22 protein-coding genes are annotated in these 23937 nt (G+C 32.6%); 3 read left to right on the top strand and 19 right to left on the bottom strand.

Annotated elements, in window-relative coordinates; all coding sequences use genetic code 11:
• Nucleotides 1-109: 109 nt before the first annotated feature.
• The 3 genes from BUB36_RS11275 to BUB36_RS11265 all read right to left on the bottom strand — a co-directional run bounded on the left by BUB36_RS11275 (nucleotide 110) and on the right by BUB36_RS11265 (nucleotide 2086).
• On the bottom strand, nucleotides 110-829 hold the full coding sequence (locus BUB36_RS11275) for a class I SAM-dependent methyltransferase (protein ID WP_073150062.1): 720 nt from the start codon (nucleotides 827-829) through the stop codon (nucleotides 110-112).
• A gap of 198 nt (nucleotides 830-1027) precedes the next feature.
• Nucleotides 1028-1549, bottom strand: coding sequence for a chromate transporter (locus BUB36_RS11270; RefSeq protein WP_073150059.1), 522 nt, complete (start codon nucleotides 1547-1549; stop codon nucleotides 1028-1030).
• A gap of 6 nt (nucleotides 1550-1555) precedes the next feature.
• Nucleotides 1556-2086, bottom strand: coding sequence for a chromate transporter (locus BUB36_RS11265; RefSeq protein WP_073150057.1), 531 nt, complete (start codon nucleotides 2084-2086; stop codon nucleotides 1556-1558).
• Between the two features lie 329 nt (nucleotides 2087-2415).
• Between BUB36_RS11265 and BUB36_RS11260 the strand changes: the two genes are divergently transcribed.
• Entirely contained in the window at nucleotides 2416-3648 is a 1233-nt protein-coding gene (locus BUB36_RS11260; RefSeq protein ID WP_084111977.1) for an LL-diaminopimelate aminotransferase, read from the top strand.
• Nucleotides 3649-3844: 196 nt separating this feature from the next.
• Here the strand turns inward: BUB36_RS11260 and BUB36_RS11255 are convergent, their stop codons facing one another.
• The 11 genes from BUB36_RS11255 to BUB36_RS11205 all read right to left on the bottom strand — a co-directional run bounded on the left by BUB36_RS11255 (nucleotide 3845) and on the right by BUB36_RS11205 (nucleotide 15795).
• On the bottom strand, nucleotides 3845-5023 hold the full coding sequence (locus tag BUB36_RS11255) for a M20 metallopeptidase family protein (RefSeq protein WP_073150051.1): 1179 nt from the start codon (nucleotides 5021-5023) through the stop codon (nucleotides 3845-3847).
• Nucleotides 5023-5955: a S66 peptidase family protein gene (locus BUB36_RS11250; RefSeq protein WP_073150048.1), complete on the bottom strand. Its 933-nt coding sequence runs from the start codon at nucleotides 5953-5955 to the stop codon at nucleotides 5023-5025. Before BUB36_RS11250 ends, BUB36_RS11255 begins: the two co-directional genes overlap by 1 nt.
• A 30-nt stretch (nucleotides 5956-5985) precedes the next feature.
• A complete protein-coding gene (locus BUB36_RS11245) occupies nucleotides 5986-7044 on the bottom strand; it encodes a C39 family peptidase (RefSeq protein WP_073150045.1) in 1059 nt (352 codons plus the stop codon).
• A gap of 51 nt (nucleotides 7045-7095) precedes the next feature.
• Nucleotides 7096-8070, bottom strand: a complete 975-nt coding sequence (locus tag BUB36_RS11240) for an ABC transporter ATP-binding protein (RefSeq protein ID WP_073150042.1) — start codon at nucleotides 8068-8070, stop codon at nucleotides 7096-7098.
• The gene (locus BUB36_RS11235; RefSeq protein ID WP_073150039.1) at nucleotides 8067-9071 is read right to left on the bottom strand and encodes an ABC transporter ATP-binding protein; all 1005 of its coding nucleotides are present in this window, start codon (nucleotides 9069-9071) and stop codon (nucleotides 8067-8069) included. The genes BUB36_RS11240 and BUB36_RS11235 overlap by 4 nt, the downstream gene beginning before the upstream one ends.
• Nucleotides 9072-9092: 21 nt before the next feature.
• Nucleotides 9093-9998 carry an ABC transporter permease gene (locus tag BUB36_RS11230; RefSeq protein WP_106406503.1) on the bottom strand — a complete coding sequence of 302 codons (906 nt, stop codon included), beginning with the start codon at nucleotides 9996-9998 and terminating at the stop codon, nucleotides 9093-9095.
• 18 nt (nucleotides 9999-10016) lie between these two features.
• Nucleotides 10017-10943 carry an ABC transporter permease gene (locus tag BUB36_RS11225; RefSeq protein ID WP_073150037.1) on the bottom strand — a complete coding sequence of 309 codons (927 nt, stop codon included), beginning with the start codon at nucleotides 10941-10943 and terminating at the stop codon, nucleotides 10017-10019.
• A gap of 230 nt (nucleotides 10944-11173) precedes the next feature.
• Nucleotides 11174-12853, bottom strand: a complete 1680-nt coding sequence (locus BUB36_RS11220; RefSeq protein ID WP_073150034.1) for an ABC transporter substrate-binding protein — start codon at nucleotides 12851-12853, stop codon at nucleotides 11174-11176.
• A gap of 252 nt (nucleotides 12854-13105) precedes the next feature.
• The gene (locus BUB36_RS11215) at nucleotides 13106-14206 is read right to left on the bottom strand and encodes a dipeptide epimerase (RefSeq protein WP_073150031.1); all 1101 of its coding nucleotides are present in this window, start codon (nucleotides 14204-14206) and stop codon (nucleotides 13106-13108) included.
• A 427-nt stretch (nucleotides 14207-14633) separates the two neighbouring features.
• Nucleotides 14634-14966, bottom strand: coding sequence for a DUF3870 domain-containing protein (locus tag BUB36_RS11210; protein WP_073150028.1), 333 nt, complete (start codon nucleotides 14964-14966; stop codon nucleotides 14634-14636).
• A gap of 13 nt (nucleotides 14967-14979) precedes the next feature.
• On the bottom strand, nucleotides 14980-15795 hold the full coding sequence (locus tag BUB36_RS11205; RefSeq protein WP_242655784.1) for a M15 family metallopeptidase: 816 nt from the start codon (nucleotides 15793-15795) through the stop codon (nucleotides 14980-14982).
• A gap of 272 nt (nucleotides 15796-16067) precedes the next feature.
• On the opposite strand from BUB36_RS11205, the gene rd reads away from it, so the two are divergent.
• Nucleotides 16068-16229 (top strand): rubredoxin, encoded by a 162-nt coding sequence (gene rd, locus BUB36_RS11200; protein WP_073150025.1) that lies wholly within the window; start codon nucleotides 16068-16070, stop codon nucleotides 16227-16229.
• Nucleotides 16230-16369: 140 nt separating this feature from the next.
• A complete protein-coding gene (locus BUB36_RS11195; RefSeq protein WP_073150022.1) occupies nucleotides 16370-17269 on the top strand; it encodes a DMT family transporter in 900 nt (299 codons plus the stop codon).
• Here the strand turns inward: BUB36_RS11195 and yihA are convergent.
• The 5 genes from yihA to tig form a co-directional block, all read right to left on the bottom strand.
• Nucleotides 17266-17892 (bottom strand): ribosome biogenesis GTP-binding protein YihA/YsxC, encoded by a 627-nt coding sequence (gene yihA / locus BUB36_RS11190; protein ID WP_073150020.1) that lies wholly within the window; start codon nucleotides 17890-17892, stop codon nucleotides 17266-17268. The two genes, BUB36_RS11195 and yihA, sit on opposite strands and share 4 nt — an antisense overlap.
• Nucleotides 17882-20221, bottom strand: a complete 2340-nt coding sequence (gene lon, locus BUB36_RS11185; protein WP_073150017.1) for an endopeptidase La — start codon at nucleotides 20219-20221, stop codon at nucleotides 17882-17884. The genes yihA and lon overlap by 11 nt, the downstream gene beginning before the upstream one ends.
• Nucleotides 20222-20502: 281 nt before the next feature.
• Nucleotides 20503-21783, bottom strand: a complete 1281-nt coding sequence (gene clpX / locus BUB36_RS11180; protein ID WP_073150014.1) for an ATP-dependent Clp protease ATP-binding subunit ClpX — start codon at nucleotides 21781-21783, stop codon at nucleotides 20503-20505.
• An 18-nt stretch (nucleotides 21784-21801) separates the two neighbouring features.
• Complete coding sequence (clpP, locus tag BUB36_RS11175; protein ID WP_073150011.1) at nucleotides 21802-22386, bottom strand: ATP-dependent Clp endopeptidase proteolytic subunit ClpP; 585 nt, start codon at nucleotides 22384-22386, stop codon at nucleotides 21802-21804.
• A 23-nt stretch (nucleotides 22387-22409) separates the two neighbouring features.
• A complete protein-coding gene (gene tig / locus BUB36_RS11170; RefSeq protein WP_073150008.1) occupies nucleotides 22410-23696 on the bottom strand; it encodes a trigger factor in 1287 nt (428 codons plus the stop codon).
• Between the last annotated feature and the right edge of the window lie 241 nt (nucleotides 23697-23937).

The raw sequence follows: 23937 nt of genomic DNA, 5'->3' as shown, positions 1-23937 counted from the left end.
TATTTTTCATAAGAAGCTTATATTCCTTTATATCATCAATGAATTCTATAACAGCTGCAGAAACCTATTTACTAGATATAGACCTTTGCAGCTGAACCTTTTCATTATATTATCTAAAAGCTTTTACAACCAGCGGAAATGAATCTAAGGTATATTCCTTTTCATCAAAGCCACCATAAAGCTTTATATCTTTAAAGCCTACTTCCTTTAACATGTTTACTAAAGCTTGACTTTGTAGTGGATAAAGCTTTATACAATTATCATATGTTCTATTATTATTAATTATCAATTTAGTTTTAAACAAAATTTTATCGCCTTCAAGTTTATAATTTCTAATAAATCTTACCCCATATTCTAGTCTATCAATCGGCGGTAATTCTTTTATATCATATCTCAATATTCTATCGTAATTTACTATCTGTAAAATTACTACTCCATTTTGATTAAGTAAGCTGTACATTTTACCAAGAACATCTTTAATCTCCTTTGCACTATCTAAATGTACCAATGAATTTCCTATACATATTATTCCATCGAACTTATAGTCCTTTAGCCTATCTATATCCTTCATATCCAGTTTAAAGGCTATAACATTTGTTTTTTCTTTTCTATTTTTAGTTTCTATTTTCTTTATCATTTCCCCATCTAAATCTACAGCAATTACATTATAGCCTAGCTTTGATAGTGAGATAGAATAATTACCAGTTCCAGCAGCTAAATCTAGTATCTTTTTTTTATCCTTAAAACTCTTAATCATAAATTCAAGCTTTAATTTTCCAAGGGGAAAAACTATATCATAGTATTTACTTAATTCTTCATAAAATGTCATAAAATCACCCTTTATATTATTTAATACTTTTAATATACCCAAATATATTTTATAGCAATCTTACCTTTAGTATGAATTCTGAAATTATAGGAATTTAAGTAAATACTTTATAGATAAACAGTACTAAACCTTAAAATAAATCTCAAAGAAAATAATATCTCTCCAAATATAGTAATAATTAATTGAAAGGATTTTGGTTTAATAGATAACACACCCCATAACGCCCGCCATTATTACACAAATAATAGGATGAATCTTTAATTTTAATATAGAGAATAATATTATAACAGCAATAATACAGCTCCTGAAATCTACTAAGGCAGTTTTTCCTACAGATATTGCTGCAGCAACAATAAGTCCCAATACTGCTGGTCTGATACCAATAAAAATATTATTAATGACTTTAGAATCCTTAGCATCAGTTAAATATTTACCTGTTAAGATAAGCAGAATAAATGATACAAGTATTACCCCAATGGTCCCTGCTATAGCTCCTTGTATCTTAGCAATTTTATAACCAACAAAGGTTGCCGAATTAATTGCAATAGGTCCTGGCGTCATTTCAGCTATAGCGATTATATCAATAAATTCTGCACCATTTAACCATCCATGGGAATTTACTATCTCCTTTTCAATAAAGGGGATCATTGCATAGCCTCCTCCAAAGCTAAAGCCCCCTATTTTAAGGAAAGCAAAAAATATATTTATAATTAACTTCATTAAGCACTACTCCTTTTGAAAGCATAAATATCCAAATATACCAGACATGATTATAATAAATATAGGATGCACCTTAAATACAGTGACTAATAGTATTGTAGCTGTCACTACTACATAACTAAAAGCTGTTTTATTGACCCCCTTTTTTAATTTGAAAAATGCTACTAATATTAATGAAACAACTGCGGGGCGTATACCTTTAAATATTTTCTCTATCAATCTTTTATCCATTGTCCCAATTAGGAACTTGGCAATTATCAAGATAATAAAAAATGATGGTAAAACAGCACCAAGACAAGCGGTAACCGCTCCTAAAAAACCAAATTTTCTATAGCCTATATATGCAGCGGTATTAACTGCTAAAGCTCCTGGTATTGATTGAGCAAGGGCTATTATATCCAGAAATTCTTCTTCTTCAATCCATTGATTTTTATTTACAATTTCTTCTTCAATAAGGGGTATCATTGCATAGCCTCCCCCAAAGGTAAAGGCTCCTATCCTAAAGAAAATTAAAAAAAGTTTAATTAGTTCTTTCATTTGTATAACCTCAAAAATTTATATTTTATATCTATATAGAACATACAAAAGATTTTTCAGTTTAAATTTTGTACGCTTCTATTACCTTAATGTTTATCGCAAAAATTTAATTCGTTTCATGTAAAATCATTTTTGCGATTCATATATATTCTACTTAATTGTAATGTAATTGATATGATTCGTCAAATTAGTACTAATTTAACTTTTTCAGGTAGTTTTATTACACCTCTATATGTGAACACATTATTTAGAGTTGGAATAAAATATTCTATGAGTATATCCTTTAAAAAAGCTCTCTTATCGTTGGACTATGAAGGGGGATGGTTTTAATGAGTTATATTAACGATATGATTGCTGATAGATTTAGAGATGAAAGCTTCGATATAGCTAAAGAAGATTATAAATTCATCAAGATAAAAAGAGCTAAGGAGGACATTAAAAGAAGGTATCCTAATGTGAAGCTCATAGATTTAGGTATAGGGGAGCCTGATCTGCCTGCTGATCCACGCATTGTAAAGCTTTTATGCCAAGAGGCTGGGAAATCAGAAAATAGATGGTATGCCGATAATGGTATTCCAGAGTTTCAACAGGCTGCAGCTGAGTATCTAAATAAAGTATTTGGGGTCAAGGACATTGATCCACATAATGAAATTTTACATGGAATAGGTGCTAAATCAATTTTATCTATGCTTCCCCTGTGCTTGATAAATCCAGGTGACATAACTATAACAACGCTTCCCAGCTATCCAATAATCTCAACCCATACTAAATATCTAGGCGGTGTAGTTTATGGACTTCCCTTAACTAGGGCTAATAATTTTTATCCTGATTTTTCTAATATACCAAATATCATTTTATATAGATCAAAGATTTTATATATTAATTATCCCAACAATCCTACAGGTCAAATTCCAACGGAGGATTTTTATAAAAGGGTTATTGATTTTGCATATAAAAATAATATTATTGTAGTAGCTGATTCTTCCTATGCTGCATTAACCTTTGATGGTATAAAACCCTTAAGCTTTTTATCAATAGATGGTGCAAAGGAAGTAGGTGTTGAAATCCATTCATTGTCAAAGGCCTTTAACATGACGGGATGGCGTATAGCTTTTGTTGCTGGAAACTCAGATGTAATAAATATTTATGGTAAGGTTAAGGCTAATTCTGACTCTGGTCAATTTAGAGCTATTCAAAAATCAGGAATCTATGCCCTAAAACATCCAGAAATCACAGAAAAAAATTGTATCAAATATTCTAGAAGGTTTGACCTTTTGATAGATGTTTTAAGGGAGGTGGGATTTAAAGCTCAAAAGCCTAAAGCAACATTCTATTGTTATGTTCCTATTCCAAGGGGTACTAGATCAGGTATAGTATTTAAAGATGCTGAAGATTTTTCTTTATTTTTGCTTAAAAATGCTTTTATATGTACTGTACCATGGAATGACCCTGAGCCATATATAAGGCTTTCCGTAACATTTGAAGCCAAGGATTATAACGAAGAAAAAATAATAATAGATGAGTTGAAAAAGAGATTGATGGACTTAGAATTGGTGTTTTAGGACAAAGGCGTGTGAAAATAAATTTGTAGATTAAGGTTCTGTTTAGGGTAGGTCTTTTAAGTATAGGTTAAGGTTAAGAATTTTAGATATTCTTTTAGGTCTATTGATACTTCAAAAAGTTTACAAAGGTGACAATAGCTTGTCACCTTTATTGCTAAATTTACCCCATCAATCATAAGTTTTAATTTTTCTATGTCTATTTATTTAAAATACTGAGTACATTTTGAACCTGAATAGCAACACCTATGCTTAAACAATCCTCATCAACATCAAAAAGACAATGATGTCCATCATGTACTATCCCTTTTTCCACATTACCGCATCCAAGTCTAAAAAAGGCTCCTGGAGATTTTTGCAAGAAATAAGCAAAATCTTCTACCCCTAGGCTTGCTTCTTGTAAAACCTTTATATTATCCCTTCCTAAAAGCTCAAGTGCATTTGTTCTAACTATATCTACCATATCATCGTTGTTTATAAGGGATACATAGCCTTCTTCTACAATAATTTCTCCACTTCCCCCTAGGGACTCACTTACTTTTTGAACCGTTTCTTTAATCCTGCTCAATACTTTCTTTCTAGTCTGTGGATCCAAGGTTCTTACTGTACCTATCATTTCTACTTTATCAGCAATAATATTTCCCCTTGTTCCACCATTGATAACTCCTAATGTCACTACTACAGAATTTCTAGGATCTATGTTTCTACTTACTATAGTTTGAAGTGCAGTAATTACATGGCCTGCTATCACTATAGCATCTACTCCCGAATGTGGATATGCACCATGGGTACTTTCACCATTAATAATTATTTTTATGGAGTCAGAGGAAGCATTCATTTTTCCATATTTTATACCAATTTTACCAGCTGGTATTTCTGGAGCTACATGAAGTCCGAATACTGCATCAACCTTTGGATTGTCCATTACACCTTCTTCAATCATTGGTTTTGCTCCTCCCACAGTTTCTTCTGCAGGCTGGAAAAACAGTTTAATATTACCCTTCAGATTATCCTTCATATTATTTAAAAGCTTTGCAGCTCCCAATACTATAGCCATATGGGCATCATGTCCGCAGGCATGCATTTTTCCTTCTATTTTTGATTTATAGGATACCTGATTTTTTTCTTCTATTGGCAGTGCATCCATATCAGCCCTAAGTGCTACAGTTTTGCCTTTATCCTTTCCTCGTATAATACCTACTACTCCAGTATTAGCTATACCTTTTTTGTATTCAATCTCCATTTCATCTAAATATTTTGCTATCATTTCACTGGTTCTATGTTCCTCCATGCCAAACTCAGGATACATATGAAAATCTCTTCTAACTTCTATTAGCCACTCTTTAATTCCTTCAGCTAGAGATAATACATTGCTCATTATTCTGTAGCACCCTCCTTTAAAATTATTTCTCCCTTAAAAGTATCAATGCTTACCATTACCCCCATAGGAAGGGTCATCATAGGACTACAATGTCCTGATTTTAAATTATATATAGTTGGCTTTTTTAGTGGTTTTATAATATCATCAAAAACCTGCATAAGGGTTAGGCTTCTCTCTGGTCGTTCAGCTATACATTCCTTCCAATCTCCTAGGATTATTCCATTGGCATCCTGCAGCTTGCCCGCTAAACATAGCTGAGTCAACATTCTATCTATTCTATATGGTTCTTCTCTAATTTCTTCAATAAATAATATCTTACCCTTTGTATCTATCTCATATGGCGTTCCCAATGTATTACAAATCAGAGTTAAATTGCCTCCTGTTAACCTCCCTTCAGCTTTTCCACCGTAAAGACAACCTATTTCTTCACTCTCTGGATTATTTAAGCATCTACTTTCTTCTTTTCCCATAACAAGATTTAACAAAGAATTTTTTGTGAAATTATCTAAATCATCTATCATATGGGAGGTTACCATTGGTCCATGAAATGTAACTAAATCACATATTTGATTTAAGGCTATATGAGTAGCCGTTATGTCGCTAAAGCCGACATATACTTTAGGATTTTTCTTTATTACTTCATAATCAAGCTTATCAAGTATCCTCGATGTTCCATAGCCTCCTCTTAAACATATAATACCATCTATTTCCTTATCCTCAAACATTGAATTTAAGTCATAGGCCCTTATTTCATCCTTGCCCGATAAATAGCCATACGCCTCGTAACAGCTTCTTCCTATCTTCACCTTAAATCCCATGTCCTCTAAGGTTTTTTTACCCATGTCTATCTTTTCTTCATTATAGTAATGACCTGAAGGCGCTATAACTCCTATTGTATCTCCATATTTTAATGGTCTAGGCTTTATCATTAAATCCTTCCTTTCTATGACTAGAAAAATTTATTTATATAAATTAGGAGTTATAATATACACTATATTTCTCCAAGCCTTGATAAACTGACTTAGCTTATACTCTCTCCTAATATCATTTTCATCATTTGTAGCAGGATCATTTACAATCACATATTCCTCTCCATTTTTAATAGTAAATCCCCTTACAACCAATAAATGTCCATCTGGATATGGCATCCTTGTTCCTTCTAAGTCTTCTTTAATCTTTGTCTTAACAGAAGCTACTACTGGAATATCCTTTGATATCATATCCTTAATTTTATATATAGTATCAAACCTGTCAACATAAGAATATAAATCCCTTGAACCTGCAAAGGCTGTATTAAAGGACCAGTTTCCATATATTTCAGCACCATAATCCTTAACCAAATCAGCTGCTTTTTCAGTATCATAATTTATACCATGATATTCTAATACCATTGAAACCGATGTAGGACTACAAATGATTCTCCCTATATCAGGTATATTAAGCTGGGCTCTTTTGGGTACATTAATTTCCTTCATCCATTCATCATCAGAGACAAAAGCTGTAGTAGTTTCATCCTTCTCCGATAAATTTAATGCAGTGGATATCAATTTTACCCTTGGACTATCTATATTAGCTTTATTCCTATAAAGCATTATTTTATATTGAAATGCATCGGCATATCCACCATCTAAAACAACTAAAGTGTCAATATCCATATAAGCTATTTTGTCACGTTGATTCTTAATACTTGCTCTTTCACCTTCTAAAGACCATTTACCATAGGAAAACCATTGGGACCATTTTTCATCTTTTTTTATTTTGATCAATAATTCAGTTTCTGAATTTTTAGCTGTAATTGAATTCCATGAAGCAACTAGCTCTTTAAAAAGCTTAGTCTTAACTACAGGAGATGTATAACTTCCCTTCATAATATCCTCTTGCAAAATGATTTGTTTTTCATCGTTCAGTGTTGCACCTTCAAATATTCCTATTCTAAAAGCTTCTCCAACATGTACCAATGTACCTTTTTCTAATTTTATCTCTTCAACAGAACTATCATTTATACATCCTGTAAACATAAAACCCCCCCAAAATATAATAGCTATTCCTCAAAAAAATCTATATATCCATTATCCATTTACAAGGTGACATGCAACGTAATGCTTATCCCCAATATCCTTAAAATCTGGCTCCTTCTCCTTACATATATCCATACATTTGGGACATCTTGTATGAAATCTACATCCATTAGGAGGATTAATAGGACTTGGTACATCTCCCTCTAGGATTATCCTTTCTCTTTTAACTCCTATTTCTGGAATTGGTATTGCAGAAAGTAATGCTTTGGTATATGGATGAGCAGGCTTTGTATATAACCTATTTGCATCGGTTAGCTCAACTATCTTCCCAAGATACATAACACCTACTCTATCGCTCAAATGTCTTACAACACTTAAATCATGGGCTATAAAAATATATGTCAAGGAAAACTGCTTCTGTAATTTGTTTAGTAGGTTTAATACCTGGGATTGAATGGAAACATCCAAGGCTGAAACTGGTTCATCAGCAATTATCAATTTAGGCTTTAATGCTAAAGACCTAGCTATACCAATTCTCTGTCTTTGCCCTCCACTGAATTCATGGGGATATCTCGTTATGTAATCAGGATTCAACCCTACTACCTCTAGAAGTTTTGCTACCTCTTCTTCCCTTTCCTTTTTCCTCATGCTAGACATATGTATTTCAAATGCTGCACCAATAATTTCCTTAACCATTTTTCTAGGATTCAATGATGAAAAGGGGTCTTGAAAAATCATCTGCATTTCCCTTCGGATTTTTAACATTTGTTTTTTGTTTAAACTAGAAATATCCTTTCCATCAAATATTATTTTTCCCTCCGTTGGTTCAATCAATCTCATTATTGACCTGCCAGTTGTTGATTTTCCGCATCCACTTTCCCCAACTAAACCTAATGTCTCTCCTTTGTATACATCAAAGGATACACCATCTACTGCTTTGACATACTTAGTCGACCTTCCAAACAAACCATTTTGTATAGGAAAATATGTCTTTAAATCCTTTACTTCTAATAATTTTTCACTCACTTATATAGCCTCCTTTTTTCTAAAAGCCAGCATGCACATTTTCTTTCCTCATTATTGCTATCAATTGCTATTAAAGGAGGTTCTTTACTCTTGCAAATATCCGTAGCATGTTCACACCTTGGATTGAATTTACATCCCTTTGGAAGATTATACATACTTGGAACCATTCCCTCTATTACATGTAAATCTTCTTTTCTTTTTCCCTGTAGTCTTGGTATAGATTTTAGTAATCCATTGGTATATGGATGTCTAGGATCATTAAATATTTCTTCAGCACTGCCCTGCTCAACAATTTTTCCAGCATACATAACTACTACCCTGTCTGCCATTTCAGCAACAACCCCTAAATCATGGGTAATAAACATTATGGATGAACCTGTTTCTTCCTTCATCTTTCTCATTAAATCTAATATCTGGGCTTGGATGGTTACATCTAAAGCCGTGGTAGGTTCATCGGCTATAAGTAATATAGGGTTGCAGCTGAGAGCCATTGCTATCATTACTCTTTGCCTCATACCACCGCTCAGTTGATGTGGATATTCACGTACTCTTTTTTCTGGTAAAGGTATTCCTACCTTTCTAAGCATCTCAACGGCTACCTCCATAGCCTCCTTTTTATTCAATTGCTGATGCAGCATAACCGTCTCACATATTTGATTGCCTACTGTAAAAACTGGATTAAGGGATGTCATAGGCTCTTGAAAAATCATTGCTATATCATTCCCTCTAATCATCCTCATTTCCTCATGGCTTTTCTTAAGTAGGTCTTCTCCTTTAAATAAAATTTCCCCTGAAACATATTTTCCAGGTGGAGTAGGAACTAACTTTAAAATCGACATTGCAGTTACACTTTTGCCGCAGCCCGATTCACCCACTACACATAAGGTCTCTCCTTTTTTTATATTGAAGGATATACCGTCTACTGCTGGAACTAATCCATCATGGGTATAAAAATATGTTCTTAAATCTTTAACACTCAACATTTCTTCTTTCTTTTCCATAGATTTTTCCCCCTTGTATAATTAATCCTTCATTCTTGGGTCTAGTACATCCCTTAATCCATCACCAAAAAGATTAAACCCATATACGGTAAGAACTATTGCTAATCCTGGAAAAATAATCATATATGGTGCCGTCCAAATATACTGCCGTCCAAAATTCATCATTGAACCCCAAGTTGGTGTAGGAGGTTGAGCTCCAAGCCCTAAAAAAGATAATGATGCTTCAGCCATTATGGCACTGGAAATTCCCATGGTAGTTGAAATAATAACTGGGGCCATACAATTTGGAAGTATTTCTTTAAATATAATTCTAGAATTTGAAGCTCCTAATGAACGTGCAGCTTCGACAAATTCCGATTCTCTATATAGCATTACTTGTCCCCTTATCAATCTAGCCATTCCTGACCATCCAACAAAGCCCAATGCGAAAAATACAGTATATAGTCCTGGTCCTATGGCGACAGAAATTGCTATTGCAAACAAAAAATTGGGAAAGGCATCCATGATTTCTGCTAATCTCATAATTACCATATCTACTTTTCCCCTAAAATATCCTGCCAATGCTCCTAAGGTTATTCCTATTGACAGGGTAACTACCCTAGAGGCTAAACCTACAGTTAAAGATATCCTTGAACCATATAAAACCCTACTTAAAATGTCTCTGCCCATCCAGTCTGTTCCAAACCAATGCTTCATGCTTGGTCCTTGAAATGCTTCTGAAAGGTTAAAATCTTCTATGGGATGATATGGAGAAAGTATAGGAGCAAAAACAGCAATAAAAATTAGGAATATAATAATATATAAACCAAAAACTGCAGTTTTATCTCGAAGTAATCTTCTCCAGGCAATTATCCAAGGATTATTTGATTTATTCTTTTTTTCTGGTTCCTTCTTCTGTGATTTATTCATTAATTGAGTTTTTTCCATTTATAAAATCCTCCTTTCCTAGTTAAATCTTATCCTTGGATTAATTAATGCATATGATATATCAACAAGCAAATTAAAGGTAACAAAAATCACTGCTTGAAATAAAAAATAACCCATCACAGCAGGTATATCTCTTTGAAAAACCGCTCTTACCGTTTCAGACCCCAATCCAGGCAATCCAAAAATTGTTTCTGTTATAACAGAACCAGTAAGTAAATATCCAAAGCTCATTATCAAATTAGTAGATATAGGAATCATTGCATTTCTCATAGCATGCTTAAATATAACTATCTTTTCAGCAATCCCTTTAGACCTTGCTGTTCTAATATAATCCTGCCTTATTACCTCCAGCATACAAGACCTCGTAAGCCTTGCTGTAAACACTGCTGAATTTAATCCTAAAACCAATGAAGGTAATAAAAAATATTTTATACTTCCATCTCCAATACCAGATACTGGCATAACCTTAAGCCAAACTCCAAAGATATATATAATCAATAGTGATGAAAACATAACTGGCGTTGATACTCCAAGAAGTGTAGTTCCTCTTACGATACTGTCAATAACAGTATTTTGTTTGACGGCGGATACAACCCCAACAAAGATTCCCACTATAACTGAAATAGCAAAAGAATATAGAGTAAGTTTAAATGTAATGGGAAATCTCTCCATAATTGATTCTTTAATACTCTTATTATTAATATATGACTTCCCAAGATTTCCTTTTAACACATTAGACATATAAGAAAGGTACTGTTGATGAAATGGCTTATTTAATCCCAATTCCTCTATAGCTTTTTCCCTTATCTCTTCACTAGCTCTTTCTCCAACTATAACTTCCACAGCATCTCCTGGAACTATATAAATAAGAGAAAAGGTTACTAGGGAAACACCTATCATAACAGGAATTAACATGATAATTCTACGTATTAAATATTTAATCACTTTTGTGCCCCCTTTTTTATGATAACTGGGGCTTTTAGCCCCAGTCCAGATTGTAGACAAAGTCTACAAGATGACAGGCTTTGAAAAAAGTCCAAGTTCAAGGCACGCCAAAATTGAGTAGCGGAGCTTGCTAAGATGGCAAGTGAGCAACGGAAATTTTGGCAGCAACGCAGAAATTGGGCTTTTGTCAACAGCCTGAACTGGGGCTTTTAGCCCCAGTCATTTGTAAATTATCTATCTAACCAGATATCCAATAGCTTATCAGCATTAAATATCCTATATATTTTAGCTCCTTTAACCTCCGGTCTATACAACAACCATTCCTTACTTAGATATAACCAAAGGCGTGCCGCATCCTCAATAGTAATATCTTCAGCCTTCTGATAAAGCTTAATTCTCTCATCATAATCAGATGTTCTTTGTGCTTGTTCTATAATCTTATCGAATTCTGGATTATTGTATCTTGTTTCATTACCTCCCCCACCGCTCATTGATGAATGGAATAGAGGATATAAATAGTTTTCTGCATCGGGATAATCTGCTCCCCAACTTAAATAAAATGCTTGAGCCTCCCCTGCTCTAACAGCAGCCTTATAAGAATTCCATTCCATAGCAACAAGTTTTGCCTTAAAACCTGCTTGATTTAACATTGCTTGAATTGGCTCCAATAATGCAACATTTGTTTTTGAATCAGAATGCCATAACTCAAAGGAACATGGATTTTCCTCAGAATATCCAGCCTCTGCTAAAAGTTCCTTCGCCTTATCTATATTATATGGATAAGGATTTAATCCTTCCCTATATCCATCTAATCCTGGAGGAATTGGTCCATTACTTACGACTCCAGCATTTCTTTTTACCGTATTAATTATAGCCTCACGATCGATTGCATAGCAAAAGGCCTTTCTTACTCTTATATCATTAAATGGCTCTTTATTAAAGGTTAATCCTATATAAAAGTTCCAGAATGTATTACTTGTCAATATATACGGAGCATAGGCAGGATTATTCTTTAGTCTGTCAATATCAGCTGTTGGTATATCCAGCTCATCGAGATTTCCAGCTTCGAATTCTGCAACAGCAGTTGACTCATCTTGAATAATTCTGTAATTTACACCATCAATATAGGGTCTACCAGAAAAATAATCTTCATTTGCTTCAATAACAAATTTATCACCATTAGAATATTCAACAAACTTAAAAGGTCCTGTACCAACGGGATTGAAGGCATAATCCTTTTGATCTGGATATTTTTCTATTTCATTTTTATCTACTATGTGGGCAGCAGGCATACCAAGCATAGATAGGAATGGAGCAAAGGGTTGTTCTAAAGTTATTTTAACGGTATAGTCATCGGACACTTCAATGCCTTCTACACTATCGGATTTTCCCTCCATAAAGTCCTTAGCTCCCTTGACCTTCTCAAATACCCAAGTTCTTGGACTTCCCACTTCTGGATCTAATATTCTCTCGAAGGAATATTTAACGTCCTGAGCTGTAAAAGGATTGCCATTGTGGAATTTTGCATTATCAACTAGATGGAATATAAGAGTTGAATCATCTGGAGTTTCCCATGATTTTGCTAAAGATGGGATAACCTTTCCATTTACATCAAATTTTACCAACGAATCATAAAGCAAAGAAACCATTTTTCCTTCTCTTTCAGCTGTAGCAAATGCAGGGTCCAGTGTTTTTAAATCATTGCCTAAATATGACCTAAATATTCCTCCATACTTTGGTTCACCACTAGAACTTTCAGTTTCATTTGTTGTAGCTTTTTCAGCACTTTCAGTAGATGTCTTTCCTGCTTCCTTAGAAGGTTCATTAGATTTACCACATCCTGAAAATACAAGTGCCAATACTAACAATAGAATCAAAGCAGTATAAATTTTATTCTTTCTTTTTACCATTTAATTTCTCCCCCTTTTTATATTCTGTAAATTTAACAAGAGCAAAATAGAATTCTTTCCCTCACCTCCATCGTTTATTGTATATTAGAATTTAAAATAACTTATAGCTCATTGTATTATTTGTATGAAAATATAAAATTCCCTATACTAAGCTTGTTTATTTATTAAAGATTATGTAAAAAACTATAAATATATGATTTTTCAATTCTATATTAGATTAACTTGTCAAACTAGTGCAAAAATTCTTTTTGGTTAAAAATTTATATTCAAATCCTTTAATCCATCTATTCTCTCAATACCTAAACCAGGCTTATTAGAAATTTTAAGGATTGGGGCTTCATTAACAATGCCACCGACAATAGGATCCTCAGCTAATAAAAGTGCTGTATCTAAATCAAATCTAATTATATTCTTTTTAGCACATGCCAAATGGGCTGCCGCCGTAGCACTTAATTTGCTTTCTATCATACTTCCAACCATACATTCAACCCCACATGTCTCAGCTATCGCAATAATTTTTAAAGCATTATAGATGCCCCCACATTTCATCAGCTTAATATTGATTAAATCAGCTGCCCTCATTCCTAATATTTTAAAAGCATCATATGAACTAAACATGCTTTCATCGGCCATTATAGGTGTCTGGGTATTGTCAGTAACAAATTTAAGTCCATCTATATTCCAAGCCTTTACGGGCTGCTCTATTAGCTCAATATCCAAACCCATATCTTCCATTTTTCTAACAATTCTTACTGCTTCCTTAGGCTGCCATCCTTGATTGGCATCTAATCGCAGCTTAACATCATATCCAACAGCTTGCCTCACTGCCTTTACCCTTTCGATATCTTTTTTGGAATCAATACCAACCTTCATTTTAAGTGCAGTAAAGCCTTGTTTTATAAAGCCTAAGGCATCATCCATCATTTCATTCGGATCATTTACGCTTATTGTAATATCAGTCTCTATTTGATCTCTATATCCACCTAATAGCTTATAAACAGGAGCTTTATAAAGCTTTCCAAACAGGTCATATATAGCCATATCAACTGCAGCTCTTGCACTGGTATTTCTGACAATTGCTTTATCAAGCTTATACATAATTCTTTCCAAATTACCAATTTCTTCACCTATAAGAGCATTTTCAATATTTTCTTTGATAGCACCAATAATAGCTCCCGACGTATCTCCAGTAATCACTGCAGTTGGCGGCGCTTCACCATATCCTACACTTCCATCATCAGCTTTAATTATAATAATAATTTCTTCTGCTGAATTAACTGTTCTTAAGGCTGTCTTAAAAGGTTTTTTAAGTCTAATACTGAGCTTTTTAAGTTCAATACCTTCAATCTTCATGTTTTCACTCCCCCATATGTTAGGTCAAGGCTTCGTTTTTGCTAATATAAATTAAAAACCAATGCTCTTTATTTAAATTTTTTAGCAAAACCTCACCCTTTAGATTTAATTGTTTTAATTTCCATTTTCTTAAAAATTATTTGAGTTTCTAGAAAATAAAACACAGCATAGAGACCCAAGGCATTGGGCAAACTATGCTGTGTTTTGCTTTTGACCTATAACTATCTATTATTAGTTATAGTGAAAAAACAAAGCAGCAGATGCTATATAACGGTACTCCATATGTATAATATGAAATTAATATTCATCATACATATTAATAATGAATATATATTCTATATAAAAACAAAAAATCCTTCTTAAAATATTAAAAATATTTAACATTTTTCAAAAGTATAAAATATCTCTGTAATTTTTTGATGTTTTATTACCTTTTGCTATTAATAATTTGAGTATATTTTTTGTAGGCATCCTTCCATGCTACAATGAGTGCTTTTTGGGATGAACCGTAATATCTACTCTTAATTTCTTCAATCAAAGGATTTTCTCCATTTTTCATTGAATATCCAATAAAAATAGATTTAACAAATTGCCTAGTCTCTTCAAGAAGTGTTGATACTCCTGCATCAATAATAACCTCTTTTTCTTTATCAATTATAATTGCTATGAAATAAGCATTAAACTGAGCAGTTATGGGATTATTCATAGCTGTCTTTGAATCTCCAACAATGTATAATGTATTCTTATGATATTTATCCATAGTTCATCTCCTTCTATTCCTTCTTTAAATCTATTTGTTTTTGAAAATGCTGATAGTCTTTAAGGGTTTTCCATTCTCCACCCCAAATCCATCCTCTTTCTTTGAATACTTTATAACATATATCACCTTTTACTATCATGCCTTTTTTTACATTTTTTCTATTCTTGTATTCTTTACCTGCTGCTGGTGATATCTTTTCTCCTTTAATGTATGGATTTTGTATAGGATTTATATCAATAGCTATGCCGTAGCTGTGTTTCGATAATGTTCCCTTCTTTCCAGCAACCTCTCGATAACAAAATGCTGATGTATTGTTATCCTCCATTGATAAATCATCATTAGCATTATACTCATCAATAAGTTTTATTTTTTCAATTGGAAATTTTGCTTCATAAAGTTCTCTAAATATCTGCGCAACTTCCTTAGCAACCTTTTTATGTACGATTAATTCTCCTATATGCTCTTTACCATCAAATCCCCAATGTAAAACCTTTACATATGATAAATCCTTTAATTCCACTGGTGCTCCCTGCTTCCATGATACACCATTGATTTTATTGATAACCTCCTCAGATAACGGTTCAAAGTTAAAATTAACCATATTATCTCTGGATAAATTTTTATCGTCTAAGCTTTTTCCTTTCACAGTTTTTTTCTTTTCAACCTTTTCTTCTTCATTGGAATTTTTTTTAATCTCATCTTTTTGGATGACAGCCTCTGAATCTTTTTCAGCCCCACCTTTTTCTATAAAATCCAATTTAAATCCAGCTACAATAAAAGCTATTATTATAAAAAATATTAATACAAAAGTATTATTTTTATGCTTCATATTATCCCTACTTTCTGGCAAATATAAATCAAATGTTATACTTATAATTTTAACATAATTTAGCTGATAAAATAAATTCTTCATTAAAAGCCAAGATAACGACAACCCACTAACCCTTAAGAATACCACATCGCCGAAATGTATAATTTTTTAAGCCTTAGCTTTAAATTTTTTCTAAAAAGATATTTTTTATGTTTTAAAAATATAATTGCAGGGTATAATTCAGATGTGTCAATAATAATTAATTTGATGAATATGAAAGGAGAAAAAATATGAAAAAATACAGATGTATTCCTTGTGGTTATGAATATGATCCTCAGGTGGGTGATCCAGATAGTGGAGTTGCTCCAGGCACAGCATTTGAAGATATTCCAGATGATTGGGTTTGTCCAGTTTGCGGTGTTGGCAAAGATATGTTTGAACCAGTAGAATAATCTTAAAACCCCATCATAAGATACTTAATTGTATCTGATGATGGGGTTTTTATAGTTTTTGAATTACAAATACACTATATAATTTATCTTAAAATAATGTTAGAATATAATGTAGAGTATATTTTATGGAGGAATGTCAAATGTCAAGGCAGTTGAAAGCAGATTTAGCTTTACTAGGAGTAACATTAGGATGGGGAGCATCCTTCATATTAACTAAAAATTGTTTAGCCTCATTGGGTACCTATAACTTTCTTGCTGTAAGGTTTATAATTGCCTTTGCCATATCTTCATTAGTATTTTATAAAAATATGCTTAAGCTCGATAAAAATACTTTGAAATATGGCATATTAATAGGTTTTGTTCTATTTTCTGGATTCGCAATACAAACCGTTGGACTAAATTACACAACGGCTTCTAAGTCAGCCTTTATTACTGGCTTTTCAGTGGTTTTAGTTCCCATTATATCAGCATTGTTTTTAAAAAAATTTCCAGAAAAGCCTGCTATTATAGGAGCTGTAATGGCATTGTTCGGTCTAGGCTTTTTAACTTTACACGGGGATTTAGGTCTTAATATTGGTGATTTATATACATTTATTTCTGCATTTGCCTTTGCTTTTCATATTATAACCGTTGGCAAATACACTGTAGATGTTGACTCTATTTGTCTTGCTGTAATTCAAATAGGTGTTGTTGGTTTTCTAAGCCTTATTATGTCCCTTGCAATTGAAAATCCAATTATTCCTAAACAATCTGATGCATGGCTTAATATATTTATTCTTAGTTTAGTTTGCACCTCAGGAGCTTTTATAGTTCAAAATACTGCTCAAAAGTATACATCTCCTACCCATACAGCATTAATATATACTGGTGAACCTGTTTTTGCAGCTATTTTTGCATACTTTGTATCTGGTGAGGTCTTAAGTTTAAGGGGAATTTTTGGAGGTTTTTTAATATTAATGGGCATGCTTGTTGCTGAAATAGACTTTAAAAAATTAATAACTGGTTTTAAAGATAACAAAGAAGAAGCAGCTAAGAATTAAATCTTAGCCGCTTCTTCTATAGTTATATTATATCCTTTTTGGATAAATGTATTTCCTATTACCTCCCAAAGTCTTTCCTTTCCTTCTCTATTAATGGAAGATACAGGGATCAATATGTCTTCTTTATTCATTTCCAATGTTTTTCTAATCAATCTTATTTGTTTTTGTCTTTGACTTCTTTTTATTTTATCCAGCTTAGTAGCAACTACTATTCCTTTAAAACCAAAATGCCTTATCCAATTGTACATTTGGACATCCTGTACAGTTGGTTTATGTCTGATATCTATTAATTGTATCACTTCAACTAGTCTTTCACGGGTTGTAAGATAAGTTTCTATTATCTTTCCCCATTCTTCTTTGCTTTTCTTAGAAACCTTAGCATAACCATATCCAGGTAAATCTACAAAATGGAACTCATTATTTATCATATAAAAATTTATTGTTTGAGTTTTACCAGGAGTAGAGCTTGTTCTAGCCAATTTTTTTCTGTTTAATAACATATTTATTAGTGAAGATTTTCCTACATTTGATCTACCAGCTAAAGCTATTTCTGGAATTTCATTGGTGGGATACTGATTCCTGCTTACTGCACTAATCATAAATTCACAACTTCTAATCTTCATTATTATTTTCTCCCTTTACCAAGGCATGCTCTAATACTTCATCCATATGCTCTACTAATACAAATTCTAATTTGCGTTTTACTGTTTCAGGTATCTCTGTAAGATCCTTCTCGTTCTCTATTGGCAACAATACTTTCTTTATACCTGCCCTGTTTGCTGCTAAAACCTTCTCCTTTATGCCGCCAACAGGTAAAACCCTGCCTCGTAATGTTATTTCTCCAGTCATTGCAATATTTTTATTTACAGGTGTCTTTTCAAGGGCTGAGATAACTGCTGTTGCCATAGTTATACCAGCTGAAGGTCCATCCTTTGGTATTGCACCTTCTGGTATGTGAATATGTATATCAAAGTTCTTATAGAACTCTTCATCAATTTTTAGTTGATCTACTCTGGAACGTATATAACTTAATCCAGCTCTAGCAGATTCCTTCATAACATCTCCAAGCTGACCAGTTAATACCAGCTTTCCTGTACCCTTCATAGGTGTAACCTCTATAGATAGAGTATCTCCTCCAACCCTTGTCCATGCAAGACCAGTTGCAATACCAATCTCATTTTTTTCCTTTACCTTTTCATATCTATATTTAGGAATTCCAAGATATTTTTTTAAACTAGTGGTATTTACTCTAATTATCTCCGATTCATTTTCTACTATCTGTCTTGCTGCTTTTCTGCATATTGCAGCAATCTGTCTTTCTAATCCTCTTACTCCCGATTCTCTCGTATAGTAATTAATAATATCTCTTACTGTTTGTTCTGATATTTGTAGATTAGATGGCTCCATTCCATGTTCCTTTATTTGCTTTGGAATAAGATATTTTTTAGCTATTACTGTCTTTTCTTCCTCAGTATATCCTGAAACATCAATAACCTCCATCCTGTCTAATAAGGGCCTTGGTATTGTACCCAAAGTATTGGCAGTAGTAATAAACATAACATTGGATAAATCAAAGGGTACTTCAAGATAATGATCCGTAAATTCTTTATTTTGCTCAGGATCTAAAACTTCCAATAATGCTGATGCAGGGTCACCTCTAAAATCACTGCTAATCTTATCTATCTCATCAAATAAGAAAACTGGATTTTGGGAACCAGCATCCTTTATAGATGAAATAATTCTTCCTGGTATAGCACCTATATACGTTCTTCTATGACCTCTTATTTCGGCTTCATCTCTTACCCCTCCAAGGGACATTCTAACAAATTTTCTATTCAATGCTCTGGCAATTGATTTAGCAATCGAAGTCTTTCCTACACCTGGTGGTCCTACTAAACAAATAATAGGTCCCTTCATTTTTTTAGCAAGTTTTCTTATTGCTAAATATTCGAGTATTCTTTCTTTAACCGTTTCTAAACCATAGTGATCTTCTTCTAGGATATCCTTGGCTTTTTTAATATCAATAGAATCCTTTGTTTTCTTGTTCCAAGGTAAATCCAATATCCAATTTACATAGGTTCTTATAACTCCACCTTCTGCAGAACCTGGTGATAGCTTAGCAAGTCTATCTATTTCTTTATATACCTTTTCTTGTACTTTTTTAGGAAGCTTAGCCTTCCCAATTTTGTCATACATTTCCTCAATCTCATCGTCGTACTCACCGTCTTCTCCTAGCTCTTCCTTTATGGCCTTTAGCTGCTCCTTCAAATAATACTCTTTTTGTAATCTATTTATACGTCTTCTAACCTTTGTATTAATTTCCTTTTCAACCTCTAATATCTCTATTTCCTTTAATAGTATTCTATAAAGTACTTCTAGTCTTTCCTTAGGCTCAATAGCTTCTAATATTTCTTGCTTTTGATCTGTTTTTAAAAGCATGTGAGAAGCTATTATATCTGCAAGTCTTCCTGCTTCCTCAATAGAGGATAGACTAATCATCACTTCAGGTGATATCTTGTTACTTATACTTACATATTTTTCAAAGGCATCAAGAACCACCCTCATCATAGCTTCAAGTTCTTTATCGACTTCTTGATCATCTAACATATATTCTTCTATCTCTGCTTTAAAATAGGGATCTTCCTGTATTACATTTACAATTTTTCCTCTGCTAATACCTTCAACTAAAACTCTAATAGCATCACCTGGTAATTTAAGCATTTGTTTAATTTTAGAAATGGTTCCTATTTCATAAAAATCTTCAGTAGTTGGCAAGTCTATATCTATCTCTTTTTGTGTAGTTAGAAATATAGTTTGTTCATTAACCATTGCTTCTTCTAATGCCTTTATAGACTTTTCCCTTCCTACGTCAAAATGAAGAACCATATACGGAAAAACCGAAAGACCTCTCAGTGGTATCAGTGGTAATTCTATATTCTTATTATTTTCCATAAAATTCCCTCCCTATGTTTGAGGACTCTTTAAAAAACAAAATGATTAGCTCCTTTTTATTTGTTAGTTCCATACTTTAAGTTTTTAACAATTCTATTATAAATATGTAATTTACTCAAATGAAATTATACAAGAACTTTCTATAATTTTCAACCTTTACATCATTGGAATATCTATATGCAATCATTAGTAATATGTTTTGCATTTTTTTTATACTTATACCTTTGAATAGATATCAAGAAAGCGAGCCTTCTTGACTCGCCCTATAATTAATTATTTGATTATGAAGCAGTTTCTTCATTTTCCTTTCTCTTTTTCTTTTTTTTCTGATCTATAAGGACTAATGTAGGTGGAATTTTTTGATCTATTGTTTCTTTTGTCACAATACACTTTTTGATATCATCTCTAGATGGTATATCATACATAACCTCTAACATAGCATTCTCTAATATACTTCTTAAGCCTCTTGCTCCAGTTTTTCTGTCCATTGCCATTTTAGCAATTGCCTTAAGAGCTTCTTCTTCAAATTCCACATCAACTTCATCTAACTCAAATAATTTTTTGTATTGCTTTATTAAAGCATTCTTTGGTTCAACTAATATTCTCACAAGTGCTTCTTCATCTAATTCATGCAAGGATACAACGACAGGTACCCTTCCCACAAACTCAGGAATCAAACCATACTTTAACAGGTCTTCTGGCTCAATTTTTTTAAGAATGTCACCTATATTCATCTGGGCTTTACTTTGAATATCAGCACCAAAGCCCATAGCCTTCTTTCCAATACGTTTTTGGATTATTTTTTCTATCCCATCAAAGGCTCCACCACAAATAAACAATATATTGCTTGTATCAATTTGTATAAACTCCTGATGGGGATGTTTTCTTCCTCCTTGAGGTGGAACACTTGCTACAGTCCCTTCAAGTATTTTAAGTAGTGCTTGTTGTACACCTTCGCCGCTTACATCACGAGTAATAGAAGGATTATCAGATTTCTTAGCAATCTTGTCAATCTCATCTATATAAATAATACCACGTTCTGCCTTTTCTATGTCAAAATCAGCTGCTTGTATAAGCTTTAAAATAATGTTCTCAACATCTTCTCCTACATACCCAGCTTCAGTAAGTGATGTTGCATCTGCAATAGCAAATGGAACATTTAGTATCTTAGCTAATGTTTGAGCAAGAAGGGTTTTACCTGATCCAGTAGGACCAAGTAATAATATATTACTCTTTTGCAGTTCTACATCATCACTCTTAATGTCTTGGTCAATTCTTTTATAATGATTATATACAGCAACAGCTAAAGCTTTTTTTGCCATATCTTGACCTATTACATATTCGTCTAAGATATCCTTTATCTCCTTAGGTTTTGGAAGATCAGATGTTCCCATATCGAAATTTTCTTCAAATTCTTCATGAATAATTTCTTGGCAAAGCTCTATACATTCATCACATATATATACATTAGGACCTGCTATAAGCCTTTTAACCTGATCCTGTGATTTGCCACAAAAAGAGCATTTTAGCTTGCTTTTACTTCTGTCATCAAATCTAGACATCGCTACACCTCTCTTGTGTTATTTCCTAGAAGTGATAACTTTATCAATCAATCCATATTCTAAAGCTGCCTTAGGATCCATAAAGTTATCTCTATCGGTATCTTTAGCTATTCTATCTAAAGGTTGCCCTGTTCTTTCACTCAATATCTTATTTATTTTGTCTCTCATTTTTATAATTCTTTCAGCATGTATTTTTATATCCTCTGCTTGACCTCTTGTACCACCAAGGGGCTGATGTATCATTATTTCTGAGTTTGGAAGAGCGAATCTTTTTCCCTTTTCACCAGCCGCAAGAAGAAATGCTCCCATACTTGCTGCCATTCCTATACAATATGTTGCCACATCACACTTAATAAAATTCATAGTATCATAAATAGCCATTCCAGCAGTAATAGAACCACCTGGACTATTTATGTAAAGATGAATATCCTTGTCTGGATCCTCAGCCTCTAAAAACATTAACTGAGCTATAACCAAGCTCGCAGTGTGATCATTTACTTCTTCCCCTAAAAATATTATCCTATCTTTAAGCAGCCTTGAATATATGTCGTAGGATCTTTCCCCACGATTAGTTTGCTCAACAACCACAGGTACTAAAGCCATATAAAATCACTCCTTATCCTTTATTAGGCAATTTTAGCATTTTTAACTAAGAAGTCAATAGTTTTTCTAACTTTAATTGTATTCTTAATATACCCAAAGTTATCTTGTTTAAAAGATTCTTTTAACTTTTCTACAGTTGTCTTATGGCTTTCTGCCATTTTTTCAAACTCCTTTTCTAAATCTTCATCAGTTACCTCAATATCTTCTGCTTTTCCAATAGCTTCTAAAGTTAAAGAAGTTTTTACTCTATTGTATGCATCATCCTTCATTTGTTTTCTTAAATCTTCTATATTACCTTTAGTAAATTCTAGATATTTTTGTAAATCCAACCCTTGGTATCTTAATTGAAAATCAAAATCCCTAAGCATATTGTCTATTTCTGTATCAACCATAGCTTCTGGAATATCGACCTCAGCATTTTCAACTACTTTATCTAATACCTTTTCCCTTAATTCTTTTTCTGCTCTGTTTTTAGATATTTCTTCCATTTGCTTTCTTTTATCATTTTTTAATTCTTCTAATGTATCAAATTCACTTACATCCTTAGCGAATTCATCATCTAACTCAGGTAATTCTTTAAACTTAATTTCTTTTATCTTAACATAAAAAACTGCATCTTTACCTGCTAAATTTTCTGCATGATATTCTTCTGGGAAAGTAACATTAACTTCTACTTCATCTCCAACGTTTGCATTAATTAACTGGTCTTCAAATCCAGGAATAAATGTATTTGACCCGATAACTAATGTTTGATTTTCAGCAGTTCCACCTTCAAATTGTTGATCTCCAACAAACCCTTTGTAATCGATTATAACAGTATCATCTTTCTGCACAGGTCTATCTTCAATACTAATTAATCTTGAGTTCATATCTCTCATTTTCTCTATTTCTTCATTTACATCCTCATCAGTTACATTGTACTCAATTTTTTCTACTTCTATACCTTTATAATCACCCAAGCTTACCTCTGGCTTTACAGTTACAGTAGCTGTAAAAACTAAATCTTTATCTTTTTCAATTTTATCAATATCTATATCCGGTCTATCAACAGGCTCTAAATTATGCTTCTCTACTGCTTTGTCATATTTTTCTGGAAGTACTATATTTATAGCATCTTCATAGAAAACTCCTTCTCCATATTGCATTTCAATTATTTTTCTTGGTGCTTTGCCTTTTCTAAATCCAGGGATATTGAATTTCTTTCTGTTTTTTAGATATGATTTCTGAACAGCTTTTTTAAAATCTTCTGCCCTTACAGTAATTTGTAAGGTAACCTTGTTACCTTCTTTTTTTACTATTGTTGAATCCATTAGTATTTTTTCCTCCTCTATTGTGTTTTAATATTTCCATTATTAACTAAAATCGTTAAGTTTAAACTATCATAACTACTTCATTATACCATAAAACATTTTATTTATAATATTATAATAGTATAATATTTCTTTTGTAATTTTCAATAAATAACCCTTATATAAATCTTAACAATCAATGTTTTTAGGCTATTTGCTAAAATTTCAAAAATTTATTATATCATACTTATTTACTTAAAAG

Source organism: Paramaledivibacter caminithermalis DSM 15212, from assembly GCF_900142245.1.
In the GTDB taxonomy this organism is placed as follows: domain Bacteria; phylum Bacillota; class Clostridia; order Peptostreptococcales; family Caminicellaceae; genus Paramaledivibacter; species Paramaledivibacter caminithermalis.
This window is presented reverse-complemented; position numbering and strand designations above follow the sequence as displayed.